Origin of the sequence: Vibrio sp. 10N.222.52.C3 (assembly GCF_041474195.1) — a bacterium.
Lineage (GTDB): Bacteria > Pseudomonadota > Gammaproteobacteria > Enterobacterales > Vibrionaceae > Vibrio > Vibrio crassostreae_C.
On the sequence record NZ_JBFRTQ010000073.1, the window covers coordinates 12,501 to 34,256 of the forward strand.

A 21,756-nucleotide genomic window follows, 5' to 3' on the forward strand; every position below is an offset into this window, starting at 1 on the left:
AATGGCAACCTTTCGCCAGCTACATAAATTTGGTGGCAGCAGTTTAGCGAATCCTGAATGTTACCAACGCGTGGTCAACATTCTTAGAGAATACTCATCAGCATCTGATTTGGTGGTGGTATCGGCAGCAGGCAAAACAACCAACCGTTTGATTGAATTTGTTGAAGCGCTCGACAAAGATGGTCGTATCGCCCATGAATGTTTGCAAGCACTTCGTCAGTTCCAACTTGAGCTGATTGAAGCACTGCTTGAAGGCGAGTCTGCGGCTCATCTAACGGCCACCATTCAACAAGAATTTACCGCTTTGGGTGAGCTAACGGCTCCTCTGAGCGAAGCGCAAAAAGCACAAGTGCTAGGACACGGTGAGGTTTGGTCTTCACGTCTGTTAGCCGCTTTGTTGTGCCAACATGATTTACAAGCGGTTGCTCAAGATGCACGTGCCTTTTTGCGTGCAGAAGTGGGTGCTCAACCTGAAGTTGACCGCGCACGTTCTTACCCTCTGATCAAAGAAGCCTTGGCGCAGCATGCACATTGCCGTGTCGTGATTACTGGCTTTATGGCTCAAAACACTGAGGGTGAAACGGTTCTACTCGGCCGTAACGGTTCGGATTACTCAGCTACCGTGATTGGTGCTTTGGCTGAGGTTGAACGCGTAACGATTTGGAGTGATGTAGCTGGTGTATACAGCGCTGACCCTCGTTTGGTATCGGATGCATGCTTACTACCTCTGCTTCGCCTTGATGAAGCGAGTGAACTTGCTCGTCTAGCGGCTCCAGTGCTTCATAGCCGAACGCTACAGCCTGTGGCTCAAAGTGCTATGGACTTAAGCTTACGTTGCAGCTACCAGCCAGAGGCGGGCTCTACACAGATAGAGCGAGTACTGGCATCGGGGCGTGGTGCAAAAATCATTACCTCTTTGGATGAAGTTCTTATCGTGCAACTGACTTTTGGTCACGGCCATGATTTCGACCGTCTAGAGAGTGAAGTGCTTGAAGGGCTTAAGCGTGCTCAACTTGAGCCGCTTGCTTATGAGCTTGAACCGGATCAACACTGCTTGCGCCTTGCTTACACGGAAGAGATCGCTGGTGGTGCATTAGAATATCTACAAGACCACGCGATTGAAGCTGAGATTAAACTGAAAGAAGGTTTTTCTCTGATTGCTGCAGTGGGGGCGGGTGTGACTAAGAACCCGAACCATTGCTACGGTTTCTATCAACAGCTCAAGAGCTCGCCGGTTGAGTTTATCTCAGAAGCGAACTCAGGCTTAAGCTTGGTGGCTGTGATTCGTAAGAGTGAAACATCAAGTCTAGTGAAAGGCATTCATTCTCAACTGTTCCAAGCGCAGAAGCGTGTTGCGATTGCCTTGTGTGGTAAGGGCAATATTGGTTCAAGCTGGTTAAGCCTGTTTGCTGAGCAAAAAGCGGAACTTGAAAAGCGCCGTGGAATGAACTTTGAATTGGTTGCCGTGGTTGATAGCCAAACCTATTGGTTCGACGATCAAGGCATTGATGCGACTTCGGTAGGTAAGCGCTTTGACGACGAAGCTATTGCTAACAATGGTAACGACTGGTTAGAGCGTTTGGGCTCTATTCAAGGTTATGATGAAGCAGTGGTTCTGGATGTGACTGCGAGCCCAGTGCTTGCAGCAAAGTATCTGCAAATCGCACAACAAGGTATTCACCTAATCTCGGCGAACAAGGTGGCAGGTTCTGCATCGAGCGAGTATTACCATCAAGTACAAGATGCTTTCGCTAAGATCAGCCGTCATTGGTTGTACAACGCGACAGTGGGTGCTGGATTGCCGATTAACCACACGGTACGTGACCTACGTGAAAGTGGCGATGACATCATTGCGTTGTCTGGCATTTTCTCGGGCACGTTGTCTTGGTTGTTCCAACAGTTTGATGGCACCGTGCCGTTCAGCGAGTTGGTTGACTTAGCATGGCAACAAGGCCTTACGGAACCTGACCCTCGTGCTGACCTAGATGGCTCAGACGTGATGCGTAAGCTGGTGATTCTGGCGCGTGAATCTGGTTTGGATATCGAACCTGAAAACGTAAAAGTGGAATCGCTCGTACCTGCAGAGCTGCAAGATCTATCTGTGGATGACTTCTTCGACAAAGCTTCTGTACTGAGCGAAGAGCTGGCTGAGCGTTTAGAGAAAGCGCACTCTCAACAGAAAGTTCTGCGTTACGTAGCGCGTTTGGAGAAGAACGGTAAGGCAACCGTAGGCGTTGAAGCACTGTCTAAAGAACATGCTCTGGCGAACTTGTTGCCTTGCGACAACATCTTTGCGATTGAGAGCAAATGGTACAAAGATAATCCATTGGTTATTCGTGGCCCAGGTGCCGGTCGTGAAGTAACGGCAGGTGCAATTCAATCTGATTTAAACAGAATGTCTAGCCTGTTCTGATACTCATATCGGTTGGTTTGAAACTCAGATCAATTGTTTTAGTACGTAAATGGCATACTATTCACTAAGATAAATAAGGCTGAAAGCACGATGTGTTTTTCAGCCTTTTTTCTACATTATTTCTGCTTTGCGACCCATCTAACGACTTGAGTTTTACTCACGATCTACTTGAGAAAAATTCATAATGGATCTGTTGACATTAAATCGTATTCAATACATTCTACAGACATATAGACGTCTAAACGTCGTTTAAGGATTTGAGTTTTTAGTGGTTGCTTTTGCCACAGGGAGAGTAAGATGGGATACACACACGCTAGTCATATCGACGCTTTAAATCAGAATATCGCTGAGCTTTCTGACAACATCAATGTGTCATTTGAGTTTTTTCCACCGAGCAGTGAGAAGATGGAAGAGACCCTGTGGAACTCTGTTCACCGCCTTAAAACACTTCAACCAAAATTTGTATCGGTAACTTACGGTGCAAACTCGGGTGAACGTGACCGTACCCACTCAATCATTAAAGAAATTAAAAACCAAACCGGCCTAGTGGCTGCACCGCACCTAACGTGTATTGATGCAAGCCGTGAAGAGCTGATTCAAATTGCCGACGATTACTGGGCAAATGGTATCGAGAGTATTGTTGCGCTACGTGGTGATATTCCAGCAGGCGGCGGCGCGCCAGAGATGTACGCATCTGACCTAGTCGAGCTGCTTAAATCTCGCCACGATTTTGATATCTCAGTAGCGGCATTCCCTGAGGTTCACCCTGAAGCAAAAAGCGCTCAATCTGATCTTATTAACCTAAAGCGTAAAGTGGATGCGGGTGCCAACCGTGCCATCACTCAGTTCTTCTTTGATGTAGAGAGCTACCTACGCTTTCGTGACCGCTGTGTAGCGGCTGGCGTTGATGTTGAGATTGTACCGGGCATTCTGCCGGTTTCTAACTTCAAGCAAGCATCTCGCTTTGCTGCGATGAACAACGTAAAAGTACCGGGCTGGATGGCGAAGCAGTTTGAAGGTTTGGATGATGATCCAACGACTCGTCAGCTTGTTGGTGCTAGCCAAGCAATTGATATGGTTCGTACACTGAGCCGTGAAGGTGTGAAAGATTTCCACTTCTACACGCTAAACCGTGCAGAAATGACTTATGCACTTTGCCATACGCTAGGTGTTCGTCCGCAAGTCGCTGCGCTGTAAGAAAAGTCTAAGAAGTAAAGCCTAAGCACTTGTAAAAAGCCTCTGGCAGTAACATTTCAAATCCTATAGATACAAAAAAGGCTTGGACTCATAGAGTTCAAGCCTTTTGCTTTTCTAGCTTAACTTAAGCTAGAGCGCCAAGTTCAAGCAGTACTTCTTCAGCCCATACAATCCATGCTTCACGGATAAGTAGGTTACGACGAAGTGTTAGACGCTCAAGGCGTGCTTGCTTGTCTAGTGTCGATGGCGTTGCGTAGTAAGCTGCTTCGATTTCACGGTAGTGAGAAACCAGTTTGCGAGACTCTTCTACTAGCTCAGCAAGTTGTACACGGTAAGCGTCAGAAGGTTGTACAGCACAAGCCATTAGCTTAGCTGAGAACTCGTCACGAACGGTTGGGTGTGCAGTTGGTTGTTCAAACCATTCACCTAGCGCGCCACGGCCAGCATCAGTGATAGAGTAAACTTTACGATCAGGTTTGCCTTCTTGAGGCTCAAGCACGCAAGTTACCTGGTCGTTCTGAGCCATTTTATTTAGCTCGCGGTAAACTTGTTGATGGCTAGCTTTCCAGAAGTAACCAATGCTTGCGGAGAATTCTTTTGTGATATCGTAACCAGTAGCATCGCGTGTACTTAAAACGGTTAGAATTACGTGTGGTAATGACATGTCTGAAATCCAAATGGTAAACAGTAAACAAATACTTAAACAACAAGTGTGCTTCTAATGGCACGTTATATTGGTTATGTCTAAGTAGCACCAACTCATCGGTTGGTTATGTCACCTTACAAAGCCGTTTATCACCTAGGTTGACCAGTTTATTGGTCAAGATGCTGCAGATTATTTTTTGGAGTGTTTCCGCAGCGGAGCAGTAGTATATCTAAATAATAAGCATAAAGTAGAATACATGGACAAAATAACCCAAAAAACTGACAAAAAACTCAGTATTGCTTATTTTGTGAAATAAAAAGGTCGCACTAGGCGACCTTTTGTCTGTTGAATGGTAGGAATCACTAATTAACCAGTGTTTCGCATGCCTGCTGCAATGCCTGCAATCGTCACCATTAGCGCTTCTTCAAGCTCTGCTGGTGGTGTTTCACACTTACGAGTACGGTAAAGCAGTTCAGCTTGAAGCATGTTTAGTGGCTCAACGTAGATGTTACGTAGGCGGATTGACTCAAGTCCCCAAGGGTCGCTCTGCATTAGGTTCTCGTTGTTCTCAACATTTAGCACGGCTTTGATGTCTTTTTGCAGCTGTTCACGCAGTAACTCACCTAATGGTAATAGCTCTTCGTCAACAAGGCGTTGGTCGTAGTACTTAGCGATTTCCATGTTGCACTTCGAGTACACCATTTCCAACATACCGAGACGGGTAGAGAAGAACGGCCACTCGCGACACATCTCTTCGAGCAGGGCTTGATGGCCTTGATCTACAGAGTACTGAATCGCTTCACCAGCGCCTAACCATGCAGGCAGTACCAAACGGTTTTGGCTCCAAGAGAAGATCCATGGAATCGCACGTAGGCTTTCTACGCCGCCGTTCGGGTTACGTTTCGCAGGGCGAGAGCCAAGAGGCAGTTTACCTAGCTCCAGTTCAGGTGTCGCTTGACGGAAGTAAGGTACGAATTTCTCTTCGCCACGAACCACGTTGCGGTAAGCCTCACAAGATACTTGAGATAGCACTTCCATTAGGTCGCGCCACTCTTGTTTTGGCTCAGGTGGCGGCAGAAGGTTCGCCTCTAGAATCGCGCTTGCGTAAAGGTTGAAGCTGTTTACAGCAACGTCTGGTAAGCCAAGTTTAAAGCGGATCATTTCGCCTTGCTCTGTTACACGTAAACCGCCTTTCAAGCTCTTAGGTGGCTGAGAAAGAAGAGCAGCGTGCGCCGGAGCACCACCACGACCAACCGTACCGCCACGACCGTGGAATAGAGTCAGTTCAATGCCTTCTTCATCACAAACCTTAACCAGTTTGTCCATTGCATCATATTGAGCCCAACCTGCAGACATTACGCCCGCATCTTTCGCTGAGTCAGAGTATCCGATCATCACCATTTGGTGGTTCTGGATAAAGCCACGGTACAAGTCGATGCTCATTAGCTGTTTCATTACTGCTTCTGAGTTGTTCAAGTCGTCTAGCGTTTCGAACAATGGACAAACGTCCATGCGGTACGGGCAGCCACATTCTTGCAGTAGTAAGTGAACAGCCAGTACATCTGATGCAGTACGAGCCATAGAAATTACGTAAGCACCGAAGGCTTCACGAGGTTGAGCAGCAATAACCTTGCAGGTGTCTAAAACCTCTTTAACCTGTTCAGATGGCTCCCAATCGCGAGGAAGAAGCGGACGCTTAGAGCTTAATTCATTGGTTAAGAAAGCAATCTTGTCTTGCTCGTTCCATTGGTCGTAGTCGCCAATGCCTAGGTAGCGAGTCAGTTCAGACAGTACATCTGAGTGACGAGTACTTTCTTGACGAACATCGAGACGAACTAGGTGTACACCGAACGCTTTTAGGCGGCGCAGAGTATCAAGCAGAGAACCGTCTGCGATTACGCCCATGCCACATTCGTGCAGCGATTGGTAACATGCGTAAAGCGGTGTCCAAAGTTGGTCGATGTTCTGTAGTGTTTCTTTCTTCGGTACTTCAGCATCATGCAGTTTTGCATCGAGCACTTCTAACGTGTTGTTCAGCAGAGTACGTAGGCTCTTTAGGATTGCTCGGTAAGCTTCATGCTCATCACCCGCTAGTTCACGAACGGCATCATTACACTTAGTCATCGATAGTTCGGTAATCAGCTCGTTTACGTCACCTAGGTAAAGGTCAGCGGCTTTCCAGCGAGATAGGCGCAGTACTTCTTTGGTGATGGTGTGCGTTACGAATGGGTTACCATCGCGATCACCGCCCATCCAAGATGAGAAGTGTACCGGGCGCGCATCAATTGGTAGACCTTCACCAAGGTAGCCTTTTAGTCGGCCGTCCATTTCACGTAGGAAATCTGGTACAGCTTCCCAAAGTGAGTTTTCAACAACCGCAAAGCCCCATTTCGCTTCATCAAGTGGCGTAGGGCGTTGCTGACGAATCACATCTGAGTGCCAACCTTGAGCGATCAGTTGCTCTAGGCGGCGTTCGGTTTTCACGCGCTCTTTGTGTGATAGGTCGCTTAATTCTAATTTAGACAGACACTCGTTGATCTTAACTAGCTTGTTGATCATGGTGCGACGAGTGATTTCTGTTGGGTGTGCAGTCAGAACGAGTTCAATGTTCAGGTCGCGAACGGCTTGAGCCGCGTCTAGCTTGCTGATGTCATTCTGGTTTAATTTGGAAAATAGAGATTGCAGCACGTCTGGTTCACAAACATGCTCCTCACAGTGGCGAGAGATGGTGTGGTACTGCTCTGCCATGTTGGTGAGGTTGAGAAATTGGTTAAATGCACGAGCAACAGGAGTGAGTTGTTCGTTCGGCAGGTTTTTGATTTCTTCAACTAGGCTGTCACGGTCAGCTTTGTTGCCTGCGCGGGCGGATTTGGAAAGTTTACGGATAGTCTCCACTTTCTCTAAGATAACGTCACCATGTGCATCTTGGATTGTGTTACCTAGCAAGCGTCCCAGCATGCTTACGTTACTCTTGAGAGCGGCGTATTTCTCGTTCATTGTCATCCTGCCTCGTAAAAAAATTACATCCATTGTTCCTTGTTAAGTACACAATCTAGCGAAAAGTGCTGTATCTAGTCAAATAAAGCATTCTAAGTTTGCAATTATTAGTTTTCGAAATGCGGGAGAAGTAAATTTCCCAATAGTTCGGAATTAAAGTGAAATTTAATTACAAGATCAGGCTGTGTCTGGGATAACAGAATAAAAGCCACCTTTTCGGGTAGCTTTTATACGAAAATATTGGAAGAAAAGTAATAACTAGAAACAATATTTGCGGATCGACTTACTCAGAACATCAATCGTTGGATCGATAAAATCGAAGCTTAGGAACTCATCTGGTTGGTGAGCTTGGTCGATTGAGCCTGGACCCAGCACTAAGGTTGGGCAAAGTTCTTGAAGGAAAGGTGCCTCAGTGCAGTAGTTGACGGTTTGCGATTCAATCTCACAAACGGATTCCATGCCACCAATAAATGGATGGTCGTGTTGGCACTCATAACCTGGGATAGGTTCGTGCAGTGGCGTAATCTCGATTCTGCCCGGCCATTTTGCTTCCACTTCTTTAAGTGCGCTGCGCAGCATGTTATCCAAGCCATCTAGGCTGATACCTGGCAAAGGACGCACATCATAGTGCAGCTCACAGCAACCACAGATACGGTTGGCACTGTCGCCACCGTGGATATGGCCAAGGTTTAGAGTGGGGCTTGGAATTGCGAAACCCGGGTGGTGATACTCTTTGACTAGCTTGTCACGCAGTTGCATTAAAGCGAACAACACTTCATGCATGATCTCGATGGCGTTGACACCTAATGCAGGATCAGAAGAGTGACCTGATTTACCCGTTACTCGCACAGCGTTAGCAACATGGCCTTTATGGCCACGAATCGGCACAAGGCTGGTTGGCTCACCAATAATGCAGTAATCCGGTTTAAACGGTGCATTTTCAGTGAAATGACGCGCACCCAGCATGGTGGTCTCTTCGTCACAGGTTGCCAATACATATAGCGGCTTGGTCTGTTTGCTCCAATCCATCTTCTTTGCCGCTTCATAAACGAAAGCGAAAAAGCCTTTCATATCGGCTGTGCCTAATCCATAGAAGCGATTGTTGCGTTCTGTTAGTGCGTGAGGGTCGAAGTTCCAACGTCCTTCATCAAATGGCACTGTGTCGCTGTGTCCTGCGAGTAGCAAGCCACCTTCGCCCGATCCCATCTTAGCGACCATATTATGCTTGCCGGGTTCGACTTCCACGACTTCAACGCTAAAGCCTACGTCTTTAAACCATTGAGCCATTTTTTCGATCACTTTCTCGTTGCCATGATCCCAGCTTGGATCGGTCGAGCTAATAGAGTCTGTGGAAATTAGGCCTTTGTAGACCTCAAGAAAACTCGGTAATTGCATAATAACTTCACTTCTACTATTGACAGGAAAACCATAAGTCGGTAAAACACATATTAAATCATATTTAATGCATAAGAAATCAAATAAAGCTAAAAATTAAGTATGAATAGTCAAATTTGAAATGTAACTTACCTCAAAAATGGATGTGTTGAGATGTTGAAAACCACGATCATTGGCGCAAGCGGCTACACAGGAGCAGAACTGGCTCTAATGATAAACAGACACCCTGAGCTCACGCTATCAGGTTTATATGTCTCAGCCAATAGTGTAGACGCAGGTAAACCTATTGCGGCACTGCACGGTAAGTTAGCTGGCTTGATTGATATGCCAGTACAACCTTTAACAAATCCGGAAGAAGTAGCTAAACAATCTGATGTGATTTTCTTAGCAACGGCACACGAAGTCAGTCACGACCTAGCGCCAATTTTTCTAGAGAACGATTGCCAAGTCTTCGACCTATCGGGTGCATTCAGAGTTAAAGGCGAAAACTTCTATCAAGAGTTTTACGGTTTTGAACATCAACACGAACAATGGCTAGACAAAGCGGCTTACGGTTTAGCTGAGTGGAACGAACAAGAAATTAAAGAAGCTCAGCTTGTCGCTGTCGCGGGTTGTTACCCAACCGCATCACAACTGGCGATTAAGCCTTTGGTTGAAGCCAAATTACTGGATGAAAACCAATGGCCAGTGATTAACGCAACCAGCGGTGTGACTGGTGCAGGCCGCAAGGCGACGATGGTTAACAGCTTCTGCGAAGTAAGCCTGCAAGCTTATGGCGTCTTCAATCACCGTCATCAACCTGAAATGGCTGCACATTTAGGATGTGATGTGATTTTCACTCCACACCTCGGCAACTTTAAGCGCGGTATTTTAGCGACCATCACCATGAAACTGGCTGAAGGCGTGACAGAACAACAGATACAAGATGCCTTTGAACAAGCTTACCAAGGTAAACCAGCAGTGAGACTACTCGAAGAGACACTGCCAAGAATTCAAGATGTAGAACAGACACCTTTCTGCGACTTAGGTTGGAAGGTTCAAGGTCAACACATCATCGTTGTTTCAGCGATTGATAACTTATTAAAGGGTGCATCTAGCCAAGCGATGCAGTGTTTAAATTTACGTTATGGTTTTGCGCCATTAACTGCGTTAGTGTAAGGAAATCTAGATATGAGCCTTAATAATCAACCATTAATCATAAAGTTAGGTGGCGCAGCGCTATCTTGTGGTGAAACACTTAGCAAGTTATTTGGTGCTATCTCTGCTTACCAACAACAGGCACAACGACCAATCGTGATTGTTCACGGTGGCGGTTACCTTGTTGATGATTTGATGAATAAGTTGAATCTAGAAACCGTTAAGAAAGAAGGGCTACGTGTTACTCCTTATGATCAGATCCCTGTGATCGCTGGTGCACTAGCGGGCACGGCCAACAAACTACTTCAAGGTCAGGCAATTAAAGACGGTACCAATGCCGTTGGTTTAAGCCTAGCAGACGGTGGTTTATGCAAAGTGAGCGAACTGAACCCTGAACTGGGCGCGGTAGGAAAAGCGGAGCCGGGCGACTCAACCGTTCTGCAAGCGATTCTTAATGCGGGCGCACTGCCTATCATTAGCTCAATTGGTCTTACTGAGCAAGGTCAACTGATGAACGTCAATGCCGACCAAGCTGCGGTTGCCGTTGCGGGCGCACTTGATGCTGAACTGGTACTGCTTTCTGATGTAAGTGGTGTGTTGGATGGCAAAGGCCACCTCATTCCAAGTCTTAATCAACAGCAAGCCGATGACCTTATTGCCGGCAAAGTGATTACCGACGGCATGATCGTTAAGGTTCAAGCTGCACTAGAAGCCGCTAACGACCTTGGACGACCAATCGAAGTTGCCACTTGGCGATACCCAGAAAAGCTAACACAACTGTTTTCAGGTAAAAGCATAGGAACACAGTTTTTACCTCATTAGGTCTCACAACGAGTCACTACTTAAAGAATTTAGACAAATTAAATAAACATATAATTATGAAGTCATTTCCAACGCTGACCGCCATGTGCAGTATGGAAACTAGGAGAAAGAAAATGAGCAAAGTTAACGTAAAGAAAGTTGTAGTAGCCTACTCTGGCGGTCTAGACACATCAGTAATCATTCCATGGTTGAAAGAGAACTATGACTGTGAAGTGGTTGCGTTTGTTGCGGATGTTGGTCAAGGCGACGAAGAGTTGATTGGTATCGAAGAGAAAGCAAAAGCTTCTGGTGCATCTGAGTGTTACATCGCAGACCTTAAAGAAGAGATGGTTGCTGACTACATCTACCCAACGCTGAAAACGGGCGCTTACTACGAAGGTAAATACCTACTAGGTACGTCGATGGCGCGTCCAATCATCGCGAAAGCACAGGTTGAAGTCGCACGTAAAGTAGGTGCAGACGCACTGTGTCACGGCTGTACTGGTAAAGGTAATGACCAAGTTCGTTTTGAAGGCGCATTTGCTGCACTAGCACCTGATCTACACGTAATTGCACCATGGCGTGAATGGGATCTAGTGAGTCGTGAAGAGTGTCTAGATTACCTGGCTGAGCGTAACATCCCTTGTACCGCTTCTCTTACTAAGATTTACTCGCGTGATGCAAACGCATGGCACATCTCAACAGAAGGCGGCGTTCTAGAAAACACATGGAATGCACCTAACGAAGATTGCTGGGCTTGGACTGTAGACCCTGAGCAAGCGCCAAACGAATCTGAAACAGTGACGCTTAAAGTTGAAAAAGGCGAAGTGGTTGCGGTTGATGGCGAAACAATGACGCCATACAACGCACTGGTTTACCTAAACGAGAAAGGTGCTAAGCACGGTGTTGGTCGTATCGATATCGTAGAGAACCGTCTTGTTGGCATGAAGTCTCGTGGTTGTTACGAAACTCCGGGTGGCACAATCATGATGGAAGCACTGCGTGCAGTAGAGCAACTGGTTCTTGATAAAGCGGCATTCGAATTCCGTGAAGAGCTCGGTGTTAAGGCTTCTCACCTTGTATACGATGGTCGTTGGTTCACTCCACTATGTAAGTCAATCCTTGCCGCGACAGAAGAGCTAGCACAAGACGTGAATGGTGAAGTGGTTATCAAGCTTTACAAAGGCCATGCAACGGTGACTCAGAAGCGTTCTGACAACAGCCTGTACTCAGAAGAGTTTGCAACCTTTGGTGAAGATGAAGTTTACGACCAAAGCCATGCTGAAGGCTTCATCCGCCTTTACTCGCTATCAAGCCGTATCCGTGCTTTGAATAGCCAAAAGTAATCTTAACAATGAGTTAGTGAGCTAGCCTTTGATGAAAGATTGAAGGTTAGTAAACAGACATTATTATGCAAAGCCCATTCACTATTGATTAGTGAGTGGGCTTTTTACTTTCTATTTGCCTAATAAATCAGCTTCGGTTTTTCCTATCGGATGGCATATAATTCGCGCTCCACGCTAAAAATAATCAATGGATTGAACTGTTGGTGAATAAATATGTGAAAATAATGAATTAATACTTTATTTTCATTTTGAATTGCCGTAAGTTTAAACCATCAGAAAAATACTGAATCTTAATCAGAATTATCATTTGCAAAAACAGTGAGCACTGTGCAATTAGGAGATACACAATGGCATTATGGGGCGGTAGATTTACCCAAGCAGCAGACACCCGGTTCAAAGATTTTAACGATTCTCTTCGTTTTGATTACCGATTGGCTGAGCAAGACATTGTGGGCTCAATTGCCTGGTCTAAAGCTCTACTGTCGGTCAACGTATTAACAGAAGAAGAGCAACAGAAGCTTGAGTTAGCGCTGAATGAGCTAAAACTTGAGGTGATGGAAGATCCTGAACAGATTCTACGTTCTGATGCAGAAGATATTCACAGCTGGGTTGAGCAGCAACTTATCGGCAAAGTCGGTGACTTGGGCAAAAAACTTCACACTGGCCGTTCTCGTAACGACCAAGTGGCGACAGACCTGAAACTATGGTGTCGTCAGCAAGGTAACCAACTGCTACTGGCATTGGATCGCCTACAAAGCCAAATGGTGAACGTTGCTTCTCAGCATCAAGAAACCGTGCTGCCTGGCTACACTCACTTACAACGTGCTCAGCCGGTAACTTTTGCTCACTGGTGCTTGGCTTACGTTGAAATGCTTGAGCGTGATTATTCACGTTTGAATGATGCGATTAAGCGTCTAGACACATGTCCGCTGGGTTCTGGTGCCCTTGCTGGAACAGCTTACCCGATGGACCGTGAAGAGTTAGCTCACAACTTAGGTTTCCGTCGTGCAACGCGCAACTCTCTAGATTCAGTTTCTGACCGCGACCATGTGATGGAGCTAATGTCGATTGCTTCTATCTCTATGCTTCACCTTTCGCGTCTTGCAGAAGATATGATTTTCTACAACTCAGGTGAATCAAACTTCATCGAGTTAGCGGATACCGTGACGTCAGGTTCATCTCTGATGCCACAAAAGAAAAACCCAGATGCGCTAGAGCTTATCCGTGGCAAAACTGGCCGTGTTTACGGTTCATTAGCGGCAATGATGATGACAGTAAAAGCTCTGCCTTTGGCGTACAACAAAGACATGCAAGAAGATAAAGAAGGTCTGTTCGACGCTTTAGATACTTGGAATGATTGTATGGAAATGGCAGCACTCTGTTTTGACGGCATTAAAGTGAACGGCGAACGTACACTTGAAGCCGCGAAACAAGGCTACGCGAACTCAACTGAACTGGCTGATTACCTAGTAGCGAAAGGGATTCCTTTCCGTGAAGCTCACCATATTGTTGGTGTGACGGTAGTGGCGGCGATTGCTAAAGGCTGTGCATTAGAAGAATTAACCATCGCAGATATGAAAGAGTTCTCTGAGGTGATAGAAGAGGATGTGTACGACATCCTGACCATTGAATCGTGTCTTGAAAAACGTAGTGCGTTAGGTGGTGTGTCACCGAAGCAAGTGGCTTACGCGGTGGACCAAGCTGAGAAGCGTTTGGCGCAGCGTGATACCTCTATCGTTAAGGTTCGTCCTGCTCGTTTGACTGACATTGAAGCGTTGGAAGGCATGGTTGCTTACTGGGCGAACATGGGTGAAAACCTGCCTCGCTCTCGTAATGAACTGGTGCGTGATATTGGCTCATTTGCCGTCGCAGAACATCATGGTGAGGTGACCGGTTGTGCATCGCTTTATGTCTATGACTCTGGCTTAGCGGAAATCCGTTCACTGGGTGTCGAAGCTGGCTGGCAAGGTCAAGGGCAGGGTACCGCAATTGTGCAGCACTTGGTTGAGAAAGCGCGACAAATGGCCATCAAGAAGGTGTTTGTGCTGACTCGTACACCTGAGTTCTTTATGAAGCATGATTTCTTACCAACATCGAAATCTCTGCTGCCTGAGAAGGTACTGAAAGATTGTGACCAGTGTCCTCGTCAACATGCGTGTGATGAAGTGGCATTGGAAGTGAACTTGGTAGAGCAGATAATTGCTAAGGTTAATGTTGCATAAGGCATTGATTTTATAGCTCCTAAAAAAAAGATCAAAAATCTGATCTTTTTTGGGAACAAACTAAGAAAAGCCCGGTCTATTAAAGTACCACTGCTTTTTCTTAGAATTTTCTAAGAAAGCCCTAGAATCGATTGGTTCTGGGGCTTTTTTCTATCTGCTGTTCGGGAAATGACAATAGCTCGAAAATTATGATGAATTATCGGATTGTTTAGCCCTGTCTCTAATCACTACTCTTTATCCAATAAAGACTTCCAGCTAACGTTTTTTGCCCTTTAACGGTAGCACCACAAACTTCATGACCCAATGCAACGACAGCAAGCCACTGAACGCGAAAGCGGCCATCATCAACGCGATGGCATTGATGGTTTTTGGGTCTTCTCTGAAAAACAGCCACCATACTCCCCAACTCAAAATCGACAACACCATCAGCTGATTCATGCAACGCTGGCAGCGACCGAGCTTGTTACGGATTTTTTCACTTTTATTGCAATGAATGCATGTCATCTTAGGTTTGATTCGCGTTATGCTTGTTGCCCTGATAATAACACGTCACAAGATATTGGATCACGGTGACACAGAGAGAGAAAGTCGATGATTGAGCGCCAAGAAACCAAGCAACGTATGAGCCGTATTGTTAAACACAACGGTACTATCTACCTATGTGGCCAAGTTTGTGCTGATGCAACTAAAGACATCACTGAACAAACTCAAACCATGTTAGATAAAGTAGAAGCGCTACTTGAGCAAGCAGGCAGCGACAAAGAGCACATGCTGTCAGCAACGATTTACTTGAAAGACATGAAAGACTTCCAAGAAATGAACGCAGTTTGGGATGCATGGGTACCAGAAGGTCACGCTCCAGCTCGCGCATGTGTGACTGGCGATATGGCTCGCGAAGCGCTACTTGTTGAAATCTCTGTGATTGCTGCTGAGAAGTAACTGCTAAGTATTTAGCGACAGGCTATGGCTTCAAGAGACTCCAGATACCTCGTCCCTCGGTTCTGGAATGACGAGTTTAGTTTTGGTTTAGCTGATGCGTCACTTTGATTTGCTTCAGTTTAGACGCGTTTTGAAAAGCTCCGTTATTCTGGTTAGCTTCGCCTAGACGTGTATGAAAATTGCTGTCATTCCCGAGAGCGACGAAGGAGCGTAATCGGGAATCTATAGTTTACTCGTTGCCAAAAACAAAAAGGAAAGCCAATGGCTTTCCTTTTTAGTATTTAACGTTTGTTAACTGCTAATTGACTGGCGCTAGTCTGAGATTAACAGCCCGGGCCACAATCCAGACAGTGTTTCACCATCTCTGGGCCTAGGTGCAGTTTCGCATTCAGGTCACGTAGGGCAGTTCGTACACCCTCTTCGATTACTGGGTGGTAGAACGGCATGTCTAGCATCTCAGAAACCGTCATCTTGTTCTGGTGTGCCCATGCTAACAAGTGAGCCAAGTGTTCTGCGTTTGGTCCCATCATCTCAGCACCAAGGAAGCGGCCTGTACCTTGCTCGCCGTATACGTGCAGAATACCTTTGTTGCGCAGCATCACTCGAGAACGACCTTGGTTTTCGAAAGACACTTCACCCGTTGCGAAACAGCCACATGTGCCCAAGCGTGTGGTGATCTCTTTGTAGGTTTCACCAACCATCGCGATTTGCGGGTCAGAGAATACTGCCGAGATTTTAGAGCGGCGTAGGCCTGCACGAATCTCTGGGAAGCGACCTGCATTGTCACCCGCAATACGAGCTTGGTCTGCTGCTTCATGCAGTAGAGGCAGTTGGTTACTCGCATCACCAGCGATAAATATTGATGGTAGTGATGTTTGTAGCGTGTAGTGGTCTGCGATTGGCACACCACGTTCATCAAGCTCTAGAGAGGTATTCTCTAAGCCAAGCTTGTCAGTGTTAGGGCGACGACCTGTTGCTGCTAGTACGTATTCAACGACGTTAGTTTCTAATTCACCTTGTTTATTGATGAACTGGATTTCGACACGTGGCTCACCCGATTCAGTGGTAATGCGCTTCATGCTTTCGATTTTCACGTCGGCATCGAGATAGAACTCTTCATTGAAAGCTTTATCTGCATAAGCCATGATCTCTGGATCAGTTACTGGGCCAACTTGACCACCCAAACCGAACAGTTTGGTCTTCACACCTAAGCGGTGCAGTGACTGACCAAGCTCAAGACCAATAACACCAGGGCCAAATACCGCAACCGATTCTGGTAAATCATCCCAGCTGAACACGTCGTCGTTAATGATCAGGCGATCGCCAAGTTCATTCCAAACGGCAGGGTATGCAGGGCGAGAACCGGTCGCGATAACAATACGCTTAGCGGTGACAACCGTGTGGTCATCAATTTGTAGCGTGTTATCGTCTAAGAATTTTGCGTAACCAGAGATCTTGTCTTGCTCTGGGATTTCATCAACGCCTTCTAAAACAAAACCAACAAAACGGTCACGCTCAAACTTCACTCGCTCCATCACTTCACGACCGTTAATCACGATATCGCCTTGTGGGTGAACGCCAAAAGCCGGAGCTTTCTCGATTTGGTGTACGCTTTCCGCAGCTGCAATAAGCAGTTTAGATGGCATACAACCAACACGAGCACAGGTTGTACCGTAAGGGCCACCTTCAATCATCACGACACTGTCAGTGTGTGCTTTTGCAGCGCGGTAAGAACCTAAACCTGCCGTACCGCCCCCGATAACAGCTACATCTACATTGACTTGTTTCATAATAATTTTCTCGCAATGGCTGAATTTAGTTTGAACGAACCCCTCCAACTCTGGTGATTTTTTTGAGAGTCAGGATAACGGGTCAGTTTTGTGATTCTGTTTTATTAGGTTTAGCTTGTGACTCTGATTTTATTGCTAACTATAGGTTAGTAAAAGACAGGCGAGTCACCAGCTATATTCTTTTTCCCAAAACTCAGATAAGAGTGTTTGGAATAGCTAACCCACAAGAGGGTGGGTTAGCTGATACTTCTAAGCCTATATCGGCGATGAAGCGATTAGCCTAGGAAAGTTTCTAGTTCTTCACTACCACCGATGTGTTTGCCACCGATGAATACTTGAGGAACGGTAGTGCGACCAGAGATTGCACGTAGGCTTACTGTTGTTGCATCTTTACCTAGAACCACTTCTTCGTAGTTCAGACCTTTGTCGATTAGGTTCTGTTTTGCTTTCATACAGAAAGGACAGCCTGGCTTAGTGAATACTGTGATTGACTCTTGCTCTTTGTGCTCAGGAGCAAGGTAGTTCAGCATAGTGTCTGCATCAGAAACCTTGAACGGGTCGCCTGGTACGTCTTCTTCGATGAACATTTTTTCTACCACGCCGTTTTTAACCAGCATGCTGTAACGCCATGAACGTTTGCCGAAGCCGATGTCGTTTTTCTCAACTAGCATACCCATGCCGTCTGTGAAATCACCGTTACCATCTGGGATGAATGTGATGTTTTCCGCTTCTTGGTCTGCTTTCCAAGCGTTCATTACGAATGTGTCGTTTACTGAAACACACAGAATGTCATCAACACCGTTTTCTTTGAATACAGAGTGTAGCTCGTTGTAACGAGGTAGGTGGCTTGACGAACATGTTGGCGTAAACGCACCTGGTAGGCTGAATACGATAACTGTCTTGTCTTTGAATAGCTCTTCAGTAGTTACGTTAACCCATGCATCACCTTGGCGAGTTTGGAATGTTACTTGAGGGATTGATTGACCTTCTTTAGATGCAAACATATTGATTTCCTTAAATAGTATTTTTAATTTTGTTCTATTAGAGCTTAACGTTTTTCGTTGCTCTGTTTCGTTTTGTTGAGCCCATTATTAGATAAATTCTTTGATAGCTCGAATCGTTTGATGTTATGGTTTTGATAGGTAAATTCTATCAAGAGCATTTTTCTTTTAAATGTTTCTATGAAACCCCTTGTTCTTATTAAAACCTGAGGTAAGAGACTGATCATGAATATTCGTGACTTTGAATACTTGGTGGCGCTCGCAGAGCATAAACACTTCCGAAAAGCGGCAGAAGCGTGCTTTGTCAGTCAGCCGACACTAAGCGGTCAAATACGCAAACTCGAAGATGAAATTGGACTTCAGTTAACCGAGCGTAGTCCAAGGAAGGTGATATTTACAGAATCAGGGTTACAACTTGTTGAACAAGCCAAGCGTATTCTCAATGAAGTGAAAACTTTTAAAGATATGGCGAGTGGACACGGTGAAGCGATGACGGGGCCAATGCACATTGGTTTTATTCCAACCGTGGGTCCTTACATCTTGCCTAAGATTGTTCCTCATCTTAAAGAGAGCTTCCCAGATCTTGAGCTTTACCTGCATGAAGCTCAGACCCATCAGTTAGTGAGCCAACTTGAAGATGGCAAGCTTGATTGCTTAGTACTGGCTGCGGTTGATGAAACGGCGGTGTTCAAAGAGATCGATGTGTATGACGAGCCGTTAAGTGTTGCCGTTCCATGTGACCACGAGTGGGCTCAGCAAGACACTGTCGATATGCTGCAGCTGAATGGACAAACCGTACTTGCGCTAGGTGACGGTCACTGTTTAAGAGACCAAGCCTTGGGCTTCTGTTTTGCTGCGGGCGCCAAAGATGATGAGCGCTTTAAGGCAACCAGCTTAGAAACGCTGCGTAACATGGTCGCGGCGGGGGCGGGGATTACCTTGCTTCCTCAGCTATCGGTGCCGAAAGAGAAGCAGAAAGACGGTGTGTGTTACGTACCTGCTGTGAATCCAACACCTTCACGTCGCATTGTTGTTGCCTACCGTCCGGGCTCTCCATTGAAGGGACGTTTCGAGCAATTGGCTGAGACGATTCGAACTCAACTGGAGAAGACGGCTTAGCGCTTGAATTTAGAGCCTAGTCTGGTCAGATATAGATATAAAAAAAGGGTTGATATGAATGCATATCAACCCTTTTTGTTGGTTCATGTTACTAGGTTCTACAAACCTTAGTTAGAACAGTTCTTCTACTGCTTCACCTGATGAGGTTGAGTAGATGTCATCATTGAAACGTTCAGTGATGTACTCGGTTGGCTCTGTGCCTTTCTCGAAGTACTCGAACATTGATGAGCTATCGAACTTGTTGGTCAGTAAGCCAGTTTCACGGTCGATACGAACACGGACGATGTTCTCAGGAATCTCTTTACGCTCAGCAGGAACACCCGCTAACGCCGTACCCATGAAATCAACCCATGCAGGTTCTGCTGTTTTCGCGCCAGCTTCTGCACCCGTAATTTGGTTCTTACCAAGATTTGAGTTCGCTTTGGTTCTGCCTAGGTTGCGGTTGTGGTTATCAAAACCAACCCATACCGTTGCAACCATGCCAGGGCCGTAACCGCTGTACCAAGTATCTTTCGAATCGTTGGTGGTACCCGTTTTTCCGCCAATGTCACGACGCTTCAACGGCTGTGCACGCCAACCTGTACCGTTCCAACCCGTACCTGCGCTCCAATCACCGCCACCCCAGATGTTGCTGTACATCATTTCACGAACAAGGAATGCGTTCTGTTCAGAGATAACTTGAGGTGCGTATTGTACTTTGGCATCCACATCTTGCTCTGCAAACTCATCAGCCATTGGGTCTGAGGTCATTTGCTGTTGGCAATCGTCTTTACAAACCACTTTTGGTGTCGCTTCAAATTCAGTCTCACCAAATGGTGTCTCAATGCGGCTGATGTAGAAAGGTTCAACGTAGTAGCCGCCATTAGCGAATACTGAGTAACCTTGAGCTACTTTCATTGGCGTTAAGCTACCCGCACCCAGAGCAATGGTTTCAGAGCGCGGAACTTCATCAATATCAAAGCCAAATCGAGTTAGGTAGTTACGAGTATCATCTAGACCTACTTCGCGCAGTACACGTACCGCCATTACGTTTTTAGACTGAGCTAAGCCAATACGTAAACGAGTTGGACCCACGTAAGTCGGTGGCGAGTTCTTTGGTCGCCATGCGGTACCTTGGCTCTTATCCCATTGGTTAATCGGTGCATCGTTGATCAGTGAGGCTAGCGTTAAGCCTTTCTCAATCGCTGCTGAGTAGATAAAGGGTTTGATACCAGAACCCACCTGACGAATAGATTGCGTTGCACGGTTGAACTTGTTGTGGACAAAGTTAAAGCCACCGACCATCGACAATACCGCGCCGTTGTTCGGGTTCATTGCAACAAATGCTGTGTTCGCATTCGGTACTTGGCTTAGTCGCCATACAATCGGTGTTTCTGATTCTGCAGTCGCTGACTCTTCTGTCGGCTCTTCAGAGACTTCATCGCCGGTAACGGCTTCATGGCGAACCCAGATTTGTTCACCAACCGCCAGAATTTCTTTCGCTTGAGAAGGCGCTGGTCCTTGGCGGTTATCCGTTAGGAATTTACGCGCCCAGTTCATGCCTTGCCATTCGATAGTGCCTTCACCTTGGTTCTTAACCCAAATTTGAGCACTTTTCGAATCAACCGCGGTAACAACAGCAGGGACTAGGTCACCATAGGTTGGTTGAGACTTAAGGTGTTTAACGATTTGTTCTTGATCCCACGCTGATTGCGCAGTCTGCCACAATACTTTTTCAGCACCACGGTAGCCGTGACGCTCATCGTAGCCAAGTAGGTTCTTAATTGCGGCTTGGTTCGCTGCTTTTTGCAGTTTCGAATCAACGGTCGTGTAGACCTTCATGCCTGATGTATAAGCTTCTTCACCGTAGCGTTCCACCATCCAAGCACGTGCAACTTCAGCAACATATGGTGCGCTTAGTTCGATCTCTGCACCGTGGTATTTCGAGATAAGTTCTTCGCTACGAGCGTCATCGAACTCTGCTTGAGTGATGTATTTCTCGTCTAACATACGACGCAATACAACGTTACGACGGTTAGTCGCGCGCTCAACAGAGTAAATAGGGTTCATTGTCGAAGGTGCTTTTGGCATACCCGCAAGGGTCGCAATTTCACTCAGCGTGAGATCAGGAAGATCTTTACCGAAGTAAACACGTGCTGCCGCGCCAAAACCATACGAACGGTGACCAAGGAAGATCTTGTTGACGTAAAGCTCCATGATCTCTTCTTTACTAAGAAGTTGCTCAATGTGGATCGCAATGAAGATCTCTTTGATCTTACGCATAATCTTTTTCTCATTAGATAAGAAGAAGTTACGCGCAAGCTGCTGAGTAATGGTACTAGCACCTTGTTTGGCTGAACCCGACATTGCAACCACGAGTGCTGCACGTGTGATACCGATTGGGTCAATACCTGGGTGTTCATAGAAACGGCTATCTTCGGTGGCAATCAGAGCCTCAACTAAGTGGCGAGGAATCTCGTCATAAGTGACTGGATTACGACGCTTTTCACCAAATTGAGAGATCAGCTTACCGTCTTGACTGAAGACTTGCATCGGCGTTTGGAGTTCTACGTCGCGCAAAGTGGCAACATCAGGCAACTCTGGTTTTACGTAAAAATAAAACCCGAAAATTGTACTGACTCCAAGAATCATGCAAATCAATGTAAATATGAATAATCGCTTTATGAACTTCACCGGATAATCCCTGATTAGTTAAGGCTGATAAGCAGCAAACCCTTGTACTCTAGGCTAAAAACTTAGCTTTCGTTTATTAA

At 46.2% G+C, this 21,756-nt stretch carries 16 protein-coding genes; 8 read left to right on the top strand and 8 right to left on the bottom strand.

Annotated features, from left to right (window positions below; genetic code table 11):
• The first annotated feature begins 1 nt into the window (after position 1).
• Positions 2-2,413 (top strand): bifunctional aspartate kinase/homoserine dehydrogenase II, encoded by a 2,412-nt coding sequence (locus AB4517_RS11780; RefSeq protein ID WP_372148391.1) that lies wholly within the window; start codon positions 2-4, stop codon positions 2,411-2,413.
• Between the two features lie 297 nt (positions 2,414-2,710).
• Positions 2,711-3,610 carry a methylenetetrahydrofolate reductase gene (metF, locus tag AB4517_RS11785; RefSeq protein WP_004729683.1) on the top strand — a complete coding sequence of 300 codons (900 nt, stop codon included), beginning with the start codon at positions 2,711-2,713 and terminating at the stop codon, positions 3,608-3,610.
• Positions 3,611-3,734: 124 nt separating this feature from the next.
• Here metF and AB4517_RS11790 read toward each other — a convergent pair whose 3' ends face one another.
• From AB4517_RS11790 to argE, 3 genes are all read right to left on the bottom strand, one after another.
• Entirely contained in the window at positions 3,735-4,274 is a 540-nt protein-coding gene (locus AB4517_RS11790; RefSeq protein ID WP_017061141.1) for a PadR family transcriptional regulator, read from the bottom strand.
• A 348-nt stretch (positions 4,275-4,622) separates the two neighbouring features.
• On the bottom strand, positions 4,623-7,259 hold the full coding sequence (gene ppc, locus AB4517_RS11795; RefSeq protein WP_017071318.1) for a phosphoenolpyruvate carboxylase: 2,637 nt from the start codon (positions 7,257-7,259) through the stop codon (positions 4,623-4,625).
• 252 nt (positions 7,260-7,511) lie between these two features.
• A complete protein-coding gene (argE, locus tag AB4517_RS11800; RefSeq protein ID WP_372148392.1) occupies positions 7,512-8,648 on the bottom strand; it encodes an acetylornithine deacetylase in 1,137 nt (378 codons plus the stop codon).
• Between the two features lie 153 nt (positions 8,649-8,801).
• On the opposite strand from argE, the gene argC reads away from it, so the two are divergent.
• The 4 genes from argC (at position 8,802) to argH (ending at position 14,154) form a co-directional block, all read left to right on the top strand.
• Positions 8,802-9,806, top strand: coding sequence for an N-acetyl-gamma-glutamyl-phosphate reductase (argC, locus tag AB4517_RS11805; RefSeq protein WP_017063685.1), 1,005 nt, complete (start codon positions 8,802-8,804; stop codon positions 9,804-9,806).
• Between the two features lie 12 nt (positions 9,807-9,818).
• Positions 9,819-10,607, top strand: coding sequence for an acetylglutamate kinase (gene argB / locus AB4517_RS11810; RefSeq protein ID WP_372148393.1), 789 nt, complete (start codon positions 9,819-9,821; stop codon positions 10,605-10,607).
• A gap of 113 nt (positions 10,608-10,720) precedes the next feature.
• Positions 10,721-11,932 (top strand): argininosuccinate synthase, encoded by a 1,212-nt coding sequence (locus AB4517_RS11815; protein WP_017061137.1) that lies wholly within the window; start codon positions 10,721-10,723, stop codon positions 11,930-11,932.
• A 347-nt stretch (positions 11,933-12,279) separates the two neighbouring features.
• Complete coding sequence (argH, locus tag AB4517_RS11820) at positions 12,280-14,154, top strand: argininosuccinate lyase (protein WP_017068842.1); 1,875 nt, start codon at positions 12,280-12,282, stop codon at positions 14,152-14,154.
• Positions 14,155-14,409: 255 nt separating this feature from the next.
• Here argH and AB4517_RS11825 read toward each other — a convergent pair whose 3' ends face one another.
• Positions 14,410-14,658, bottom strand: coding sequence for a DUF3624 domain-containing protein (locus AB4517_RS11825; protein WP_029235423.1), 249 nt, complete (start codon positions 14,656-14,658; stop codon positions 14,410-14,412).
• 87 nt (positions 14,659-14,745) lie between these two features.
• Here AB4517_RS11825 and AB4517_RS11830 point away from each other — a divergent pair, with 87 nt between their 5' ends.
• Positions 14,746-15,093, top strand: a complete 348-nt coding sequence (locus AB4517_RS11830) for a RidA family protein (RefSeq protein WP_004729674.1) — start codon at positions 14,746-14,748, stop codon at positions 15,091-15,093.
• 323 nt (positions 15,094-15,416) lie between these two features.
• On the opposite strand, the gene AB4517_RS11835 is transcribed toward AB4517_RS11830, so the two are convergent.
• The 3 genes from AB4517_RS11835 to AB4517_RS11845 all read right to left on the bottom strand — a co-directional run bounded on the left by AB4517_RS11835 (position 15,417) and on the right by AB4517_RS11845 (position 18,111).
• Complete coding sequence (locus AB4517_RS11835; protein ID WP_102370803.1) at positions 15,417-16,883, bottom strand: dihydrolipoyl dehydrogenase; 1,467 nt, start codon at positions 16,881-16,883, stop codon at positions 15,417-15,419.
• A gap of 275 nt (positions 16,884-17,158) precedes the next feature.
• Positions 17,159-17,887, bottom strand: coding sequence for a glutathione peroxidase (locus tag AB4517_RS11840; RefSeq protein ID WP_372148394.1), 729 nt, complete (start codon positions 17,885-17,887; stop codon positions 17,159-17,161).
• Between the two features lie 44 nt (positions 17,888-17,931).
• Positions 17,932-18,111 (bottom strand): hypothetical protein, encoded by a 180-nt coding sequence (locus AB4517_RS11845; protein ID WP_372148395.1) that lies wholly within the window; start codon positions 18,109-18,111, stop codon positions 17,932-17,934.
• Between AB4517_RS11845 and oxyR the strand changes: the two genes are divergently transcribed.
• A complete protein-coding gene (gene oxyR / locus AB4517_RS11850; RefSeq protein WP_017061132.1) occupies positions 18,110-19,003 on the top strand; it encodes a DNA-binding transcriptional regulator OxyR in 894 nt (297 codons plus the stop codon). The genes AB4517_RS11845 and oxyR overlap by 2 nt on opposite strands.
• A 111-nt stretch (positions 19,004-19,114) precedes the next feature.
• Here oxyR and AB4517_RS11855 read toward each other — a convergent pair whose 3' ends face one another.
• Positions 19,115-21,676, bottom strand: coding sequence for a penicillin-binding protein 1A (locus AB4517_RS11855; RefSeq protein ID WP_032546261.1), 2,562 nt, complete (start codon positions 21,674-21,676; stop codon positions 19,115-19,117).
• Positions 21,677-21,756: the final 80 nt, after the last annotated feature.